Source organism: Saccharothrix isguenensis (assembly GCF_052936305.1).
In genome coordinates, this window is record NZ_CP193626.1 from 3,640,830 (window position 1) to 3,656,132 (window position 15,303).

Below are 15,303 nucleotides of genomic sequence, written 5' to 3' on the forward strand. Positions count from 1 at the left end.
GTGGGAATGGCATCCAGCGACGGAGCGTGGTCGCTATATTACCGTCGTGACTCAGGGATATTGCCGTCGTGACTGAGGGCGAGGGGAGACTGGTCGCTGAGCGTTACCGCCTGCGCCGGTCGCTCGGTCGTGGCGGAATGGGCATCGTCTGGTGCGCGTACGACGAGTACCTCGACCGAGAGGTGGCCATCAAGGAGATCATGCCGCCGAGGGGGCGGGTGATCCGTGACGACGACCCGGAGGTGCGGCGCGCGCTGCGGGAGGCGAGGGCCGCCGCGAAGTTGAGCAAGCACCCCAGGGTCATCACCGTCTACGACGTGGTGATCGACGGGGGTGGCCTGCCGTTGATCGTGATGGAGCTGCTGCACGGGCGCTCGCTCAGCGACGCCTTGGAGGCCGACGGTCCGATGCCCGTGGACAGGGCCGCGCGGATCGGGGCCCAGATCCTGGAAGCCCTCGACTACGCCCACAGCAACGGCGTGCTGCACCGGGACGTCAAACCGGGCAACGTCATGCTCGTCGACGACCAGGTCGTGCTCACCGACTTCGGGATCGCGCTGATCGACGGCGACTCGGTGCTCACCGCGACCGGCCAGCTCCCGGGGGTGCCGGAGTACATATCGCCCGAGCGGATCAGGGGAGAGGAAGCGCTGCCGGCGGCCGACCTGTGGTCGGTCGGCATCATGCTCTACGGCATGGTCGTCGGCCGGACGCCGTTCTCCCGCGGGGACGTGCAGGCCACGCTGGGGGCGGTGCTGTCCTGGGAGCCGGCCCCTGATCCGAAGGTCGGCCGGTTGGCGCCGGTGATCGACGGGCTGCTCCGCAAGAAGCCCGCCGAGCGCATGACGGCCAGGACCGCGATCGACAAGCTGACCGGGATCGCCGCCCTGCCGGCCTCGGCGCCACCGGGAACCAGGGTGCGGCTGGAGTACCCGACCAGGGTGGTCAACCCGGCCGGTGAACTGACGATCGCCCACGGGACCGTGCCCAACACCCGCACCGGGGTGCCGCCCTTCCTGCCGGGGCCCGCACCGGGACGGGTCTCGCCGGACGCACCCACGCTCCCGCCGACCCGGCCCGCCAAGCCGCGGTCGAAGCGCGTGCCGCTGATCGCGATGGGAGTCGTGGCGGCGGCTGTCGTGGTGGCGGTGGTCGTGGCGAAGCTGCCACCGGGTGGTCAGGGCGCCGCGTCGCCGACGACCAGCCTGTCCGGGGCGAGCAGGACCGGCACGCCGGACATCCCGCTGAAGCCCTACCAGGAACGGCTGGGCTTCGAGATCGCCATCCCGCCCGACTGGCAGCGCGCTTCGTCGATCGACGGCACGCTCAGCTCCGTGACCTGGGCGGGCGCGCGGACCGACCCGAAGGTCGGCACCCTGAAGGTGGAGGTGCAGCGGAGCACCGGCAAGGCCGGCGCGTCGGCGTACGAAGCGCTGGCGGCCGAGCACGAGGCCCTGAGCACGAGACGGCAGATCTCGGACTACCAGAAGATCGGGTTGTCCGGCGACGACTCGTCGGCGGAGTTCGAGTGCGCCTACCGCGCCGACGCCGTCCACTACCGCACGCGGATGAGGGCCGAGACGTCCGCGACGGCGGTCTACAAGCTGACGTTCTCCCTGTACGCCAACGACCAGGGAACGCTGGCGGAGCAGTGGGCGGCGGCAGAACCGCTGATCGCCGGCATCCGCGACAGCTTCCGCCTGGTCTAGATCGTGAAACGGCAGGTGGTGGAGGTGGGGACCGGTCCCCGGGCACCGTCGCTAGCATCCCGCCCCGTGACCAGCAAACGCGCGGCGGCCCGCGCGAGCCAGCCGTTCGTCCTGCTCGCCGTGGTGTGCGTGGCGGCTCTGGGCGCGGTCGTGGCCGGAGCGACCCCACCGCTGTCGGCCGCGAGGTTCGCGAACACCGGCCACTGGATGTACAACTCGGTCCTGGGGATGGTGTTCCACGTCGACGGCGCGACGGCCAACCTCGACGCCGAGTTCCCGATCGACGCCGAAGTGGGCAGCCAGGTCCTGCAGGGCGAGACCAGCGGCTGGGTGGTCGGGCCGAGCCGGATCACCGAGTTCGACAAGGAATCGCTGTCGGCGCAGAAATCGGACAAACCACCCTCGGACGAGATTCCCCTGGGCATCGAGGTCGTCGGTGGACCGTACGCGGTCTACCCCAACACCGGCCGGATCATCAGGCTCGGCGACCCGGCAGCGTCGATCCCGACCGATGGCGCGATCGGCAGCCCGGTGGTCACCGAGGACGGCACCATGTGGTTCCACCGCACCGGGAAGGGCGAGATCTGCACGCTGGCCAAGGACGCGGTCGAGGTCTCGGGCTGCCCGGTGTCCGCGCCGCCGGACCACGCCGGCGCGCTGACCGTCGTGGCCGGACGGCCCGCGTTCCTCGACCTGTTCACGAGCAGGCTGCACACCCTTGACGGCGACTCGTTCGGCGAGGGCGTCGACCTCGGCGTCCTGCTGTCGCCCAACGCCCGACCCGCCGCGCAGGACGCGAACGGCCGGCTGGCCATCCTCGACCCGAGCGCTGCGCAGAGCAGCCTGGTCCTGGTGGACACGAGGACCACACCGGTCGAGTCGGTGACGGTGGCGCTCGGCACCGGCGACTACGACGGCCCGGTGTCGACCGGGGAGGTCATCGCGCTGGTGGACCGGCAGAACGGCACCGTGGTGACATACGGCCAGGACGGCAAGCGGAAGGACGAGAAGCCGCTCACGGACAGGACGGGCGAGCCGCGGCTGTCCGTGGGCGAGGACAAGCGAATCTACGTCGAAGACCGCAACGGCACGCAGGTGCTGGTGGCCGCCGAGGACGGCAGCGTGACGAACGTCGACGTGACCCGGAAGGTCGCCACGTCGACCGGGACCACCACCACCAAGACGTCCGAGCAGCCGGAACGGTCGACCGAGATCCCCACACCCCCGGCCCGGACGCCGCCGCCCCCGCCGCCCCCGCCGCCCCCGCCGCCCCCGGTGCCGCCGAGCCGTCCGGGCGCCCCGGTCGGGGTCGCCGCGCAGCCCGGCAACGGTTCGGCCACCGTCACCTGGGGCGCCGCGCCGGACAACCGCGCGCCGATCACCTCGTACGTGGTGTCCTGGCAGGGGAGCAACGGCCGGTCCGGGTCCGTCCCGGTCGGCGGCGGAGCGGGCGCGTACCAGGTCAACGGCCTGACCAACGGCGTGAGCTACACCTTCGCGGTGGCCGCGACGAACCAGATGGGCACCGGTCCCGGCGCGTCGACCCGCCCCGTCACGCCGATCGCGCCGGTCTCACCGGCCGGGCCGCCGGTCAACCTGCAGCCGAGCTACAACGCGAACGCCCGGCCGGCCCGGGACGTCACGCTGACCTGGGCGCAGCCCGCGCTCAACGGCGGCACGCTGGCGCACTACGAGGTCACCGCCACCGGCCTCGGCACGCAGCAGGTGACCGGAACCCAGGTCGTGTACCAGCAGGTGCGGGCATCCCAGGCCGTCACCTTCACGGTGTACGCCGTGACCAGGACCCCGGACGGGCAGCTCCTCACCGGCGCACCCGCCTCGGCCACACACCAAGCCGTGCCCCCGCTGCAGGTCAGTCTGAGCAAGGGTGCGCGCACCGACGAGCACTGCGGTGGGAAATCGGACTGCGCGTGGATGCGCGTCGTGCTGACCGGGGCCGACCCCAACACCCGCTACACCATCATGCCGCACAGCACCGATGCCCAGTACACCAATCCCGGGCACACAACGACAACCGACGGCAACGGAAACGCCACGCTCGAAGAGTTCGCCTACGCCGGCTCGGGGGAAACGGTGTGGGTCGAGGTGATCCACCGGGACGGCGTCCCGATCACTCCGATCCGGTCGAACTCCCTGCCCTGGTGAGATCTCAGTGAAGGAAGGGAACATCGTGACCCAGACTCCCGGTCAGGTGTACGAGCTGATCGCGGCGAACGTCCAGAACGTCGTCCGGGGCAAGCCGCAGGTCGTCCGGCTGGCCGTGGCCGCGCTGTTCAGCGAGGGGCACCTCCTCATCGAGGACGTGCCGGGGCTCGGCAAGACCACACTCGCCCGGTGCCTGGCGCGCAGCATCGGCGGCAGCTGGAACCGGATCCAGTTCACGCCCGACCTGCTGCCCGGCGACATCACCGGGGTGCAGGTCTACCACCAGAGGGAGGAGAAGTTCACGTTCCACCCTGGCAGCGTGTTCGCGAACGTGGTGCTGGCCGACGAGATCAACCGCGGCACCCCGAAGACGCAGTCGGCGTTGCTGGAAGTGATGTCGGAGCAGCGGGTCACGGTCGACGCGGTGTGCCACGACGTGCCGAGGCCGTTCCTGGTGATCGCCACGCAGAACCCGATCGAGATGGCGGGCACCTACCGGCTGCCGGAGGCGCAGCTGGACCGGTTCCTGATGCGGCTGCGGATGGGCTACCCGGACCGGGCGTCCGAGGTGCTGGTGGTCATGAGCGACCGCGCCGGGGTCAACCCGGACGAGCTGAAGGCCGTGGTGGACATCCCGACGCTGCGGAGCGCCATCGCGCAGGTGCGTGCCGTCCGGATCGAGCACGCGGTGATCGACTACGCGACGAGCATCACCTCCGCGACCCGGCAGCACTCGGAAGTCAGGTACGGCGCGAGCCCGCGCGGCACCATCGCGCTCGTCCGTGCGGCACAGGCGCTCGCGGCGACGTACGGGCGCACCTTCGTGACGGTCGACGACATCAAGGAGGTCGCGCACCCGGTGCTCGACCACCGGCTGATCCTCAAGTCGGAGGCGGAGCTGCGGCAGCGGAAGGCCGAGGGCGTCGTGACCGACCTGCTGGCCGAGGTCCCGGTCCCGGTAGCGGTCACCAGCGTGGTCACGAGCGTGGCGGGAGCCTGACCATGCGGTTGACCCCACGCGGCGTGTGCACCCTCGTGGTCGCGGTCGTGCTCGTCGTGCTCGGCCTGGTCGCGGGCTACCCGCTGCTGGTCGCGTTGGGCGCGATCGCGGTGGGCGCGGTGGCCGCCGCGATCGGCGTCGCCGGGCGGAAGCCCCGGGTGGACGTCATCCGCGAGCTGTTCCCCGACCGGGTCGAGCGCAACGGCCGAGCCGTGATCACGCTGCGCGTCCACAACCCCGGCACGCGGCGGCAGGGCGGCTTCACCGCGGTCGACCGGGTCGGCGAGGACCGGGTGACCGTCGCGGTCCGCCCGCTCGCGGCCGGTGCGGAACAGCCCTACCTGAACGAGCTGCCGACCGGGCGGCGGGGCAGGCGCGAGGTCGGCCCGCTGACCCTGTTCCGCGCCGATGCGCTCGGGCTCGGCCGGTCCGAGCTCTCCCTCGGCGGGACGGCGACGCTGTGGGTGTACCCGCGGACGCACCCGGTCGGCGCCGTCACCGGTGGGCTCCCGCTGCACCACCACGACGGGGAGGCCACGGAGACCTCGCCGCGGGGGTCGCTCGACATCCGCGAGGTGCGCCCGTACGTCCCGGGGGACGAGGTGCGCCACCTGCACTGGAAAGCGACGGCACGGACCGGGCAGCTGATGATCCGCGACTACGCGGACCCGCACCAGCCCCAGTTCACCGTGCTGCTGGACGACCGGCGCGAGATGACGGCGCCGGAGTTCGAGGAGGCGGTCGAGCTGGCGGCGTCCCTGGTCGTCGCCGCCGCCGACGCCGACCACCGGTGTCGGCTGGTGACGCCGGGCGGCGTCGACGTCGCGACGTCCTCCGGGTGGGACGCGGTCCAGCGGTACCTGGAGGAACTGTGCGTCGTGGTGCGCACCGAGGAGGCGGGCCTCCCGCTCGTGCCCGGCGCGCTGGCGCGGGCAGGCGGCGGCACGTTCGTCGTGATCTCCTCCGCGGTGACCCTCTCGCCGGACGACCGTGCGGCGCTCGTCGGCCTGCGGCCGAGGTACGGGGACATGATCCTGGTGGTCGGGGCGCACGGCGCCGCGCCAGGGGTCCCGGGCGTGCGGGTGCTGCGTGCGGCGAACGCCGTGGACGCGATCGGCCAGTGGCAGGCGGTGATCGCGTGACGAGGGTGCACGCGGTCTGGTTGCTGCTCGCCACCGCGGTGCCGGGCCTGCTGTTCGCCCCGGTGTTCGGGCTGTGGGCGCTGGTGCCACCGATCGCCGTCGTGGTCGTGGCCTGCTACGCGGTTGTCGAGGTGTGCCTCCGGGTTCCCGCGCTGCGGCCGTGGCGGCCCCTGCTCGCGCTGGTCGTGGGCGCGCTCGCGCTGGTCGAACTGGCCCTGTTCGACACCACCCGGAGCGGCCTGCCGACCTCGGACAGCCTGACGCGGCTGCTCGCCGGCGTGACCGACTCCTGGCAGCTCACCCTGCAATCGACCTGGCCGGTGCGGCCGGAGGCGGACCTGCTGCTGTTCGTGCCGCTGCTCGTGCTCTTCACGGCCTTGGTCGGGATCGAGCTGCTGCGCTGGCCCGCCGCGGCCGTGGTGCCGAGCCTGGTGCTGCTCGTGCTGAGCCAGGCCTTCATCGCCGTGTCCGGCACGGTGGCGGTGCTGGTGGCGCTCGCCTACGGGGTCACCGTCGCGGGGTTGTTCCTCCTCCCGGCCCGGTCCGCGGTCGCGCTGACGGTCGCGCTGGGCGTCGTGGCCGGGGTCGCCACCCTGGCGGTGCCGACGGGTCCCGCGCACTCGGTGCGGCAGAACCAGTTCGCCCAGGTCCCGCTGCCGAGGGAGGTGAGCCCGCTCACCGAGGTCGCGGCGCGGTTGGCCGATCCGGACACGGTGGTGTTCAGGTACAACAGCGACGCCCCGGTGGACCGCTGGCGACTCGTGGTGCTGGACGGCTTCAACGGCGTCACGTGGACGTCGAACGACCGGTACCGCAGGCTGGGCGCGGAGATCGGGCCGCAGGCCGGGGTGCCGACGGAGCAGCGCTCCGCGCGCATCAGGGTTCCGGGCGGACAGCGGTGGCTGCCGAGCCAGGCCATGCCCACCTCGGTGGGCGGCGCGGTGCGGCCGTTCGTCGACCAGGACGCCGGCACCCTGCTGCTGCCGGAACGGGGTGGCCCGCTGGAGTACGACCTGCGCTGGCACGAGCCGGTCGGTGACCTCTCCGGCCTCGCCGACGCCGCGGTGTCGTCCGACGTCCGGCCCGGCGACGTCGGCACCGTGCGGGACGAGATCGCCGCCCTGGCCAAGGCGGCCACCAGGGACGCGCGGCCGACGTTCCGGACGGCGCTCGTGCTGGAGCAGCACCTCAGTGAGAACTACAAGGTCGCGACCGGCTCGGAGCTGCCGACCGGGAGCGGCTGGCCGCAGCTGCGCGAATTCCTCCTGGACACCAAGCGGGGGACGAGCGAGCAGTTCGCCGCGTCGTACGTGCTCCTCGCCAGGATCGTCGGCATCCCGGCCCGGTTGGCCGTCGGGTACCGCGCGCCCCAGGGGGCCGGGGGCGGCGAGGCGGTGGTGCGCAACAAGGACGTGCTCGCGTGGCCCGAGGTCGCGGTGGAGGGTGTCGGCTGGGTGCCGCTCGACCCGGCCGGCGCGGCGAGCGGCGCGGGTCCGGCGCCGACCAAGCTGGCCGAGGTCATGGCGAAGGCGCGGGCCGACCTGCCGTCGTCGGACGAGCAGCTGCCCGACCCGCCCGTGCAGGCGCCCGCAGCGGTGGACGAGGGGAGTTCGTGGGCCGGGGTCTGGAAGCCGGTGCTGTGGGGCCTGGCGGGTCTGCTCGCGCTGGTCTTGGCGGTGCTGCTCGCCGTTCCGGTCGCGAAGCTCGTCCGGACCGCGCGCCGGAAGCGCTTCACCGGCGTCCGCGGCGTGGTCGGCGCCTGGTGGGAGGCCCGTGACCTGCTGCGTGCGCACGGCGCCCGGATCACCCCCGGCATGACCGCCCGCGACCTCGCCGCCGTCTCCGCGGGATCCGTCGTGGACAGCCTGCACCGCCTGGCGGTCCACCTCGACACGGCGTTGTGGTCGGGCGCCGGGGCGGACGAGGGCACGGTGAAGGCCGCGTGGAAGGCTGTCGCGGAGATCCGCGGCACGCTTGCCCGGCGTTCGCTCGGCGCGCGGATCAGGGCGGTGTTCGTGATCCGATGAGCCGACTGCTGGGCAGCGGCCCGGTCGCCGAGGTGTACGCCGTCGACGGCGGAACCGCCTTGAAGGTGTTCCCCGGCAGGTTCGACCGGCGCGCGCTCGCCACGATCGAGCGGGAACGGGCCAAGCTCGCCGACCTGTCCGCACCCGTGCTGCCGCTGGACGGCGTCGAGCTGGTCGACGGCAGCAAGCACGCCTTCCGGATGGAGCTGTGCGCCGACTCGTTGGCGAACCGCGTGCGACGGGAAGGGCCGCTGTCGTCGGAGGAGGTGTCCGACCTGTGCGGATCCCTGTCGCGAGCGCTGGCCGCCGCGCACGCGCTCGGCGTGCTGCACGGCGGGATCACCCCGGCCAACGTGCTGTTCCGCGCGAACGGCGAGGCCGTGCTGGCGGACTTCGGCGTGGCGCAGCGGCAGGAGTTCCGGCGCGATCCGCTGGCCGGCATCGAGTGGGTGTCACCGGAGACGCTGCGCACCGGCGTGGTCGAGGCGGCGACCGACGTGTACGGCCTCGGCGCGGTGCTGCACTTCGCGCTGACCGGGAGGTCGCCGCACCCGAGTCGGATCGGGGAGCTGACCGGCGAGCGGATCCTGCGCGTGCTCGGCGATCCGGTGCCCGCGGTCAGCCGGCCGGACGTCCCCGTCGCGCTGTCCACCGCCATCGGCCGGATGCTGGCCCCCGATCCGGCGCGGCGGTCGGCGCCGGTGACGGCCACCGCGCCCGAGGCTCCCTCTGCGAAGCCGGCGCGGCGGCGTCGGTACGCGGCTCTGGCGGCGGTGGCGGTGCCGGCCGCCGTGCTGGCGGTCGTCCTGTGGCCGCGCGCCACGTCGGAGCCGCCGCCGGCGACGACGACCTCGCCGCCGCCGGCGGCGGACCCGGGGCAGCCGATCGTGGAGCTGGACGAGCCGACCGACCTGGGCGACAAGGTCACGCTCAACTGGACGTCGACGGACGACCAGTTGTACTTCGCCGTCCACTACTGGGCCGAAGGCGGGCCGAACCGGACGGAACTCGTGAAGTTCAGCCACACGGCGACGGTGGACGTCGATCCCGACCCGGACCGCGGGTACTGCTTCCTGGTGCGGGGCACCAAGGGCGGGGACCAGATCTTCGAAAGTCAGACCGAGAGCCTGCGTGGGGCGGTCTGCCACAGGTGAGGAGGTCGGCGCGTGGAGCCGAAACTGGAGCACTCGGGTGGACTCCTGCTGCCCAGGGGGCACAACAGCCTGACTCACGGCGTCGCGCGCGCCGTGCCGGGGTCCGTGCACGCGCTCGCCCTCGGCGGCGGGTACGCGGTCGGCCCCCGCGACGGTCGGACCGTCTACTTCGGACGGAACCGGCCGCTGGTGCACGTCTGCGTCGGTGAGGACGACGAGCAGGTCAGCCGCAGGCACGGCGAACTGACCCACCACCAGGGCCGGTGGTGGCTGCGCAACACGGGACGCAGGCCGATCCGCCTGCCCCGCTCGCAGTGGCTCTTCGCCGACGACAGCGCGATCCCGCTGGCCGCGGGGTACACGCCGTTGCACGTGCCCGGCTCACGGGACCGGGAACACCTGCTGGAGATCTACGTCACGGGTAGCGACGGCGACCCGCCCCGTTCCCGCCACAACGCCGACACCGACCCGCCCCGACCGTACGCGCTCACCCCGGACGAGAAGTTGATGCTCGTCGCCCTGGGCCGGAACTACCTGCTGCGCGAGCCCAACCCCAAACCGCTGACGTGGAAGGAAGCCGCCCTCCGGCTCGCCGAGCTCCAGCCCGACGCGGGGTGGACCGCGAAGAAGCTCGAGCGCCGGGTCAGCGTGGTGCGCGACCGCCTGTCCCGCCGAGGGGTGCACGGCCTGACCCGCGAAGAGGTCGGCGAACCAGTCGGCAACGCCCTGAACGACAACCTCCTCCGCGAACTCGTGCGGTCGACCGCGCTCGCGCCGAAGGACCTGGAGCTCCTGGACTGGGGGTCGTGAAAGGCCCGGGTCGATCGCGCGGTCCCGGCCGCACGCCTTCGCGGAGTGGTCCGACGCCTGGTTCTGTGCACCACACTGGTCGGTCAGCCCGTCGTCTTGAGGAGGAGCTGTGGCACCGTCCGCAGCCGTGTCGCGGCGCAGCCTGATCCTGGGGTCGGCCGCGATCCTGACCACCACCGCCGGCACCGCGTCCGCCCGTGACGCCCCGGTTCGCGAGGAGCACCACCGGGCGGTGGTGGTGGGCAGCGGGTTCGGCGGATCGGTCGCGGCGCTGCGCCTGGGACGGGCCGGTGTGCGGGCCCTGGTGCTGGAGCGGGGCAAGTGGTGGCCCAGCGGGCCGGGCGTGGACACGTTCCCCCCGGTTCTCCTCCCCGGACCACCGGGCGAGCCGGCTGGGCACCATGGCCCGTGCTGCCGTTCTCGCCCCCGGCGCTGTACAAGCCCTACACCGGGCTGGTCGAGCGGATCAGCACGATCGGGATGAACGTCCACTGCGCCGCGCCGGGGCCGGCGGGGATCGCTGGTGTACCGGGGGATCTCGATCGAACCCGGTGCGCAGCTGTTCAGCCGGGTGATGCCCCCGGGCATCGACCACGAGGAGATGGAGCGGGTCTTCTACCCCCGGGTGGCCGCGATGCTGCGCTTCTCCCCGATCCCCGACGACGTCCTGCGCCACGTCCGCTACACCTCCAGCCGCGACCTGCACGGCGACGCCGCCCGCGCCGGGATGACACCGGTCCGGCTGCCGCAGCCGCCCGGATCGCCACCGACGCCTCCGCCGCACCACTCGTCGGACGGGCGGGTGGTGTGGTCCTGCCCTCCCACGCCCTCGTCCCCTTCACCGCGCACCCGCTCGGCCGCGCGGTCTTCGACGCCGTGTGCGACCTGCACGGCCGCGTCCACGACCACCCCGGCCTCTACGTCACCGACTCCGCCCTCATCCCCGGCTCGACCAGCACGGCCAACCTGTCCTGGACCGTCGCCGCACTCGCCGAACGCTGCCTCCAGCACATCGTCACCCACGACGTCGACAGCCTGTTCTGACGTTCCGTCGCCCTGGCGAGCAGGCGTGTCAGGGCAACGGCCTGAACACCGCCGAAGGCCCCGGCTCCGGGCGGTGGACGCCACGAGGTCGGTACTCCAGCCGATCCGCCAAGCCGACCACGTCGGCCAGCAGCCAGATGATCGCCAGCCACATCTCGGTGCCCTGCAGCCCGGGTTCCCGGCCAGGACCTCCGCCGCCCTCGCCCGCCGGGCCGAAGCCGAAACCGGCGCCGTCCTGCCAGCGGGCCAAGGCACGGGTCAGCTGTTCCTCCGCCCAGGCCCGCGATTGCGCGGCGCGGTGGTCGGTCTGCCGTCCCGCGAGCCACAACGGGTGGGCCACGTCGAGGACGTTGCACGCGTTCTCCCGACCGGCGGTGAACCAGCGCGGGTCACGACCGTGGGCCAGCACGGTGTCCACCACCTCGTCGGGGTGGGGCAGCGGCAGCCCGTACTGGGCGAACGAGCCGCGAGTGAGCCGGTAGCCGCCGTTGACCAGTTGCAGCAAGCCGCTTCCTGGGGTCCTGGCCCCGCCCCACAGGCCCGTCGTCGGATCCGCCCGGCCGACGAGCCAGCCGTACAACGCCTCCAAAGCACCCGGGCCCGCGGGTTCGACGCCCAACTCCGCGTTCCGGTACGCGGCTGTCGCCCAGCAGTCCACCCAGGCGCCGGCTGACCACGCGCGCGTCCGCCACGGGAGGGCTTCCAGCCGCGCGACGAGCTGCTCGGCCGTCATGCCGGCGACGACGTGGACGGGGTGGCCGAAGCGCGAGCCCAGGAGGTCCAGCGCGTAGCCCACCGCCAGCACGTGGTACTCGGCGTCGGCGTCGTCGACCCACCCGTCGGACGCCGGGGCGGGCAGCGTGCCGGGACGTCCGTCGGGCCCGTACTCGGGCACCAGCCCGGTCTCGGAGTCCTGGAGGACGCGCAGCCGCTCGGCGTGCTCGGCGCCGGACAGCTGCGGCGGGGGCGTGCCCAGCAGCACATCGGCGATCTCGACGGCGTCGCAGTGGGCGCGGACGGTCGCCGGCACGCCCGGCCGGTCGGTGTACCGGCCCGCGTCCGGGTCCCAGCACCGGGCGATGATCGAGTCGGCCTGCTCCCGCGCCCGCTCGGCGAAGCGGGACAGGGCGTCCGCCACACCGGAACCGGCCACCCGGATCCGCGGTCCCCCTCCGGCGCGGCGATCACGCAGGGGGCGGGCCGGGTTGCCCGCGGCGATCGTCCAGGGCGGCAGGTCCTTGGTGACGACGGCTCCGGCGCCGATGACGCAGTGGTCGCCGATCGTCACCCCGTCGAGGACGACGACGTTCGAACCGATCCACACGTCGTCGCCGACCGTGATGCCCCTGCTGGTCAGGGGCTGGCGGTGCACGGGCTGGTCCGGCGCGAAGCCGTGGTTGAACCCGAGCAGGGAGCTGTGGGCCCCGATGCGCACGCCGTTGCCGAGAGCCACCCGGCCTCGAACCGTGGCGTAGGGATTCACGGTGCAGTCCGACCCCGCCGTCACTTCGCCCGTCACGTAGGCGTGCCCGGCGATGTACGAGTCCGCGCCGATGCGCAGGACGTCGGTGAACACGCCCGCCGCCGCGGAGAGGTAGCACCGAGGGCCGATGCTCGCGCCCCGGTCGGCCAAGCCCTGCCGGCGTGCCGCCTGCGCGGCGCGCTGCCGCTCGGAGGCCAGGCGCTCGAAGTCCCACGGGCAGTAGTCGAAGTAGGAGTCTTCGAGCGCGTCTGTCGGGTCCATGCGCCGAGTGTAGGAAAGCGCTTACCGGCTTGGCATCCCCTGCGGGCACTCTCTCCGGGCGCGAGTGGGCGGAGTGCCTTGCACCTGGCCCGTGCTCGCACCCGGCGAAGTTCCGAACGCCCTGTGCGATCATCTTCGGGACCTGGGCACCGGTATTCCGGGCATCATGGGGTGGAACTCGAATTCGACACGGCCTACTGCCCGGACGGTGACGTCGCGTCGGGTGGGACGGCGACCCGGCATACGGCCCACCAGGGGCAACGTCCTGCCGAGGTACGGTGAACGAGCGTTGCCCGCTCGGACCCGCTAACCCGCCTACGGCTGAGCCTGAGCGTTGTTCCTGGCCTGCTCAGCGGCCACCAGCGTCGCCCCGATCTCGGCATGGCGGAGGAGGAACCCGCCCTCGTCGAGCCTCTTGCGCCGGAGCCACGCGGTCACTTCGGTGTTGCACTTGCTGGCGTTGCAGGAACGGCACGCGGGGACCACGTTGTCGACCGTGTAGCGGCCTCCGCGAGAGATCGCGAGCACGCAGTCGCGTTGCAACGGCCCGTCGTTCGCCCCGCAGTAGGCGCAACCGCCCCACGCCGCTTGAAGTGCCTTCCACTGCACGTCATCGAGATCGTGCTCCACCCGATCCATCCGCCGCTTCCGGCGGCGCGCGGCGCGAATCCGGCGGCCGGCGTTCACCATCGCGCCACTATACGGTCCGCGCCTCCGCGATCCGCGACCCGGATCAGCGGATCGAGGTGCAGGAAGCCTGGCTGGCCAGGATCGTCACGAACCTGTGCCTCGACCGATGTAGGTGCGGCTCTACCCGCTGCCGGTGATCGTGCGCGTGGGTGCCGGCGCGACTGGGATGCCACCGTTGGAGGAGGCGTTCGGCCGTTCCCCTCGTGCGACGGTCACAAGTCCTTGGTGGCCACGACCCCCAAGGCGTCTTGGCGGCCGGACCGGACGGGAGCGGGAGGCCCGGTGGCGGCCGGGCACTCCCGCGTCGGATCAGCCGACCCGGCAGGAGATGCTGGGCCAGTTCCAGTTGCCGCCGTGCTGGACGGTGAAGCCGAACGTGTTGCCGTTGCCGTTCGGTCGGGCGGTCATCACGTTGGCCGACGGCCACGTCGCGGCGGTGTTCCAGGTGGCGATGATCCGCTGGGGCGAGCTGACGGTCACCGTGACGACCCAGTTGCTCGTGCCCGAGACGGTGACCTGGCCGTTGAAGCGGTCGTTCCACTTCTGGCCTTCGGAGTACGTCGCGGTGCAGCCGCCGGGGTTCGGCGTGGTGGTGGTCGGACCGGTCGGCGTGGTCGGGGTCGTCGGGGTGGTCGGGCTCGTGGGGTCGGCGGCGTTGAGCGCGTTGAGGACCGACGTGTAGGCGGCCTTCTTGTTGCCCGAGCCGTCGAACAGCAGCGGCGTGCCCGAGGCGCGCCACGAGTCGCTGTCGCGGATGCCCCACACCGTGATGCCGGTGCAGCGGGTCACCGCGAGGCATGCCTGGACGACGCCCTGGTACTGCTGCGCCTGCGAGGAGCCGGAGCCCTCGATGTCCAGCTCGGTGATCTGCACGTCCACACCGAGCGCCGCGAAGTTCTGGAGCGTGGTGTGGTAGTTGGACGGCACCGGGTTGCCGCTGTTGAAGTGGGCCTGGAAGCCGACGCAGTCGATCGGCACGCCGCGCGCCTTGAAGTCCTGCACCATCCGGTACACGCCCTGGGTCTTGGCGTGCGACCAGTTGTCGGTGTTGTAGTCGTTGTAGCAGAGCTTGGCGTTCGGGTCCGCCGCGCGGGCCGCGCGGAACGCCGCCTCGATCCAGTCGTTGCCGGTGCGCTGGAGGTTGGAGTCACGCCGTCCGCCGCTGCTGCCGTCGGCGAAGGCCTCGTTGACGACGTCCCAGGAGTGGATCTTGCCACGGTAGTGGGTGGCGACCTGGGTCACGTGGTTGAGCATCGCGTTGCGCAGCGCGGTGCCGGACATGTTCTGCATCCAGCCCGGCTGCTGCGAGTGCCACGCCAGGGCGTGCCCGCGGACCTTCTTGCCCTGGTTGAGGGCGTGGTTGACGATCCGGTCCGCGCTGCCGTAGCTGAACTGTCCCTGGGACGGCTCGGTCGCGTCCATCTTCATCTCGTTCTCGGCCGTGACCATGTCGAACTCGCGGTTGAGGATCCCGACGTAGGTCGAGTCACCCAGCTTGTTCGCGGCCACCGCGGTGCCGAAGTAGCGGCCACTCTGCTGGGCCGCCGCGGCGAGCGTGGAGGCGGCACCACTGGCGGGTGACGCCACGAGGACCGCGGCGCCCGTGGCGGCGGCGACCAGGGTCGACACGAGCGCGACTCGTGCGACTGACTTCGCTGTCAGCGTCATGTTCGGCGCTTTCTGAGGAGCACCCGCAGGAGCACGGGTGGGGATCGGTTGGGGCGGAGCGGTCGAGTGGCCGCTCGAAACGTTAAGTAGTATTAACCGAAACAGTTCGGCCGATCAAGGCTCGCCGCCGTCCGCTTCAGCGCCGGGAT

General features: G+C 72.4%; 12 protein-coding genes. 9 read left to right on the forward strand and 3 right to left on the reverse strand.

Annotation, left to right across the window (positions count from 1 at the left end; translation table 11 throughout):
* Window positions 1-68 precede the first annotated feature (68 nt).
* From ACRAKI_RS16750 to ACRAKI_RS16790, 9 genes are all read left to right on the forward strand, one after another.
* Window positions 69-1,709: a protein kinase domain-containing protein gene (locus ACRAKI_RS16750; RefSeq protein WP_447008021.1), complete on the forward strand. Its 1,641-nt coding sequence runs from the start codon at window positions 69-71 to the stop codon at window positions 1,707-1,709.
* A 66-nt stretch (window positions 1,710-1,775) separates the two neighbouring features.
* Window positions 1,776-3,875 carry a fibronectin type III domain-containing protein gene (locus ACRAKI_RS16755; protein WP_447008022.1) on the forward strand — a complete coding sequence of 700 codons (2,100 nt, stop codon included), beginning with the start codon at window positions 1,776-1,778 and terminating at the stop codon, window positions 3,873-3,875.
* A gap of 25 nt (window positions 3,876-3,900) precedes the next feature.
* The gene (locus tag ACRAKI_RS16760; RefSeq protein WP_447008023.1) at window positions 3,901-4,875 is read left to right on the forward strand and encodes an AAA family ATPase; all 975 of its coding nucleotides are present in this window, start codon (window positions 3,901-3,903) and stop codon (window positions 4,873-4,875) included.
* Window positions 4,876-4,877: 2 nt separating this feature from the next.
* Window positions 4,878-6,017 (forward strand): DUF58 domain-containing protein, encoded by a 1,140-nt coding sequence (locus tag ACRAKI_RS16765; protein ID WP_447008024.1) that lies wholly within the window; start codon window positions 4,878-4,880, stop codon window positions 6,015-6,017.
* Window positions 6,014-8,044: a transglutaminase family protein gene (locus ACRAKI_RS16770; protein WP_447008025.1), complete on the forward strand. Its 2,031-nt coding sequence runs from the start codon at window positions 6,014-6,016 to the stop codon at window positions 8,042-8,044. Before ACRAKI_RS16765 ends, ACRAKI_RS16770 begins: the two co-directional genes overlap by 4 nt.
* A complete protein-coding gene (locus tag ACRAKI_RS16775) occupies window positions 8,041-9,198 on the forward strand; it encodes a serine/threonine-protein kinase (protein WP_447008026.1) in 1,158 nt (385 codons plus the stop codon). Before ACRAKI_RS16770 ends, ACRAKI_RS16775 begins: the two co-directional genes overlap by 4 nt.
* 12 nt (window positions 9,199-9,210) lie before the next feature.
* Window positions 9,211-10,008 (forward strand): FHA domain-containing protein, encoded by a 798-nt coding sequence (locus ACRAKI_RS16780; RefSeq protein WP_447008027.1) that lies wholly within the window; start codon window positions 9,211-9,213, stop codon window positions 10,006-10,008.
* Window positions 10,009-10,246: 238 nt separating this feature from the next.
* The gene (locus ACRAKI_RS16785) at window positions 10,247-10,492 is read left to right on the forward strand and encodes a hypothetical protein (protein ID WP_447008437.1); all 246 of its coding nucleotides are present in this window, start codon (window positions 10,247-10,249) and stop codon (window positions 10,490-10,492) included.
* 323 nt (window positions 10,493-10,815) lie between these two features.
* Window positions 10,816-11,052 (forward strand): GMC oxidoreductase, encoded by a 237-nt coding sequence (locus ACRAKI_RS16790; RefSeq protein WP_447008028.1) that lies wholly within the window; start codon window positions 10,816-10,818, stop codon window positions 11,050-11,052.
* Window positions 11,053-11,080: 28 nt separating this feature from the next.
* Here the strand turns inward: ACRAKI_RS16790 and ACRAKI_RS16795 are convergent, their stop codons facing one another.
* From ACRAKI_RS16795 to ACRAKI_RS16805, 3 genes are all read right to left on the reverse strand, one after another.
* Window positions 11,081-12,796: an acyltransferase gene (locus ACRAKI_RS16795; RefSeq protein WP_447008029.1), complete on the reverse strand. Its 1,716-nt coding sequence runs from the start codon at window positions 12,794-12,796 to the stop codon at window positions 11,081-11,083.
* Window positions 12,797-13,111: 315 nt separating this feature from the next.
* The gene (locus ACRAKI_RS16800; protein ID WP_447008030.1) at window positions 13,112-13,486 is read right to left on the reverse strand and encodes an HNH endonuclease; all 375 of its coding nucleotides are present in this window, start codon (window positions 13,484-13,486) and stop codon (window positions 13,112-13,114) included.
* Window positions 13,487-13,795: 309 nt separating this feature from the next.
* The gene (locus ACRAKI_RS16805; protein WP_447008031.1) at window positions 13,796-15,154 is read right to left on the reverse strand and encodes an endo-1,4-beta-xylanase; all 1,359 of its coding nucleotides are present in this window, start codon (window positions 15,152-15,154) and stop codon (window positions 13,796-13,798) included.
* Window positions 15,155-15,303: the final 149 nt, after the last annotated feature.

Excerpts from the sequence above, each read along its gene's own strand:
- ACRAKI_RS16765 (WP_447008024.1), top strand. The coding sequence starts at position 4,878 with ATGCGGTTGACCCCACGCGGCGTGTGCACCCTCGTGGTCGCGGTCGTG.
- ACRAKI_RS16775 (WP_447008026.1), top strand. The coding sequence starts at position 8,041 with ATGAGCCGACTGCTGGGCAGCGGCCCGGTCGCCGAGGTGTACGCCGTC.
- ACRAKI_RS16795 (WP_447008029.1), bottom strand. The coding sequence starts at position 12,796 with ATGGACCCGACAGACGCGCTCGAAGACTCCTACTTCGACTACTGCCCG.
- ACRAKI_RS16800 (WP_447008030.1), bottom strand. The coding sequence starts at position 13,486 with ATGGTGAACGCCGGCCGCCGGATTCGCGCCGCGCGCCGCCGGAAGCGG.
- ACRAKI_RS16805 (WP_447008031.1), bottom strand. The coding sequence starts at position 15,154 with ATGACGCTGACAGCGAAGTCAGTCGCACGAGTCGCGCTCGTGTCGACC.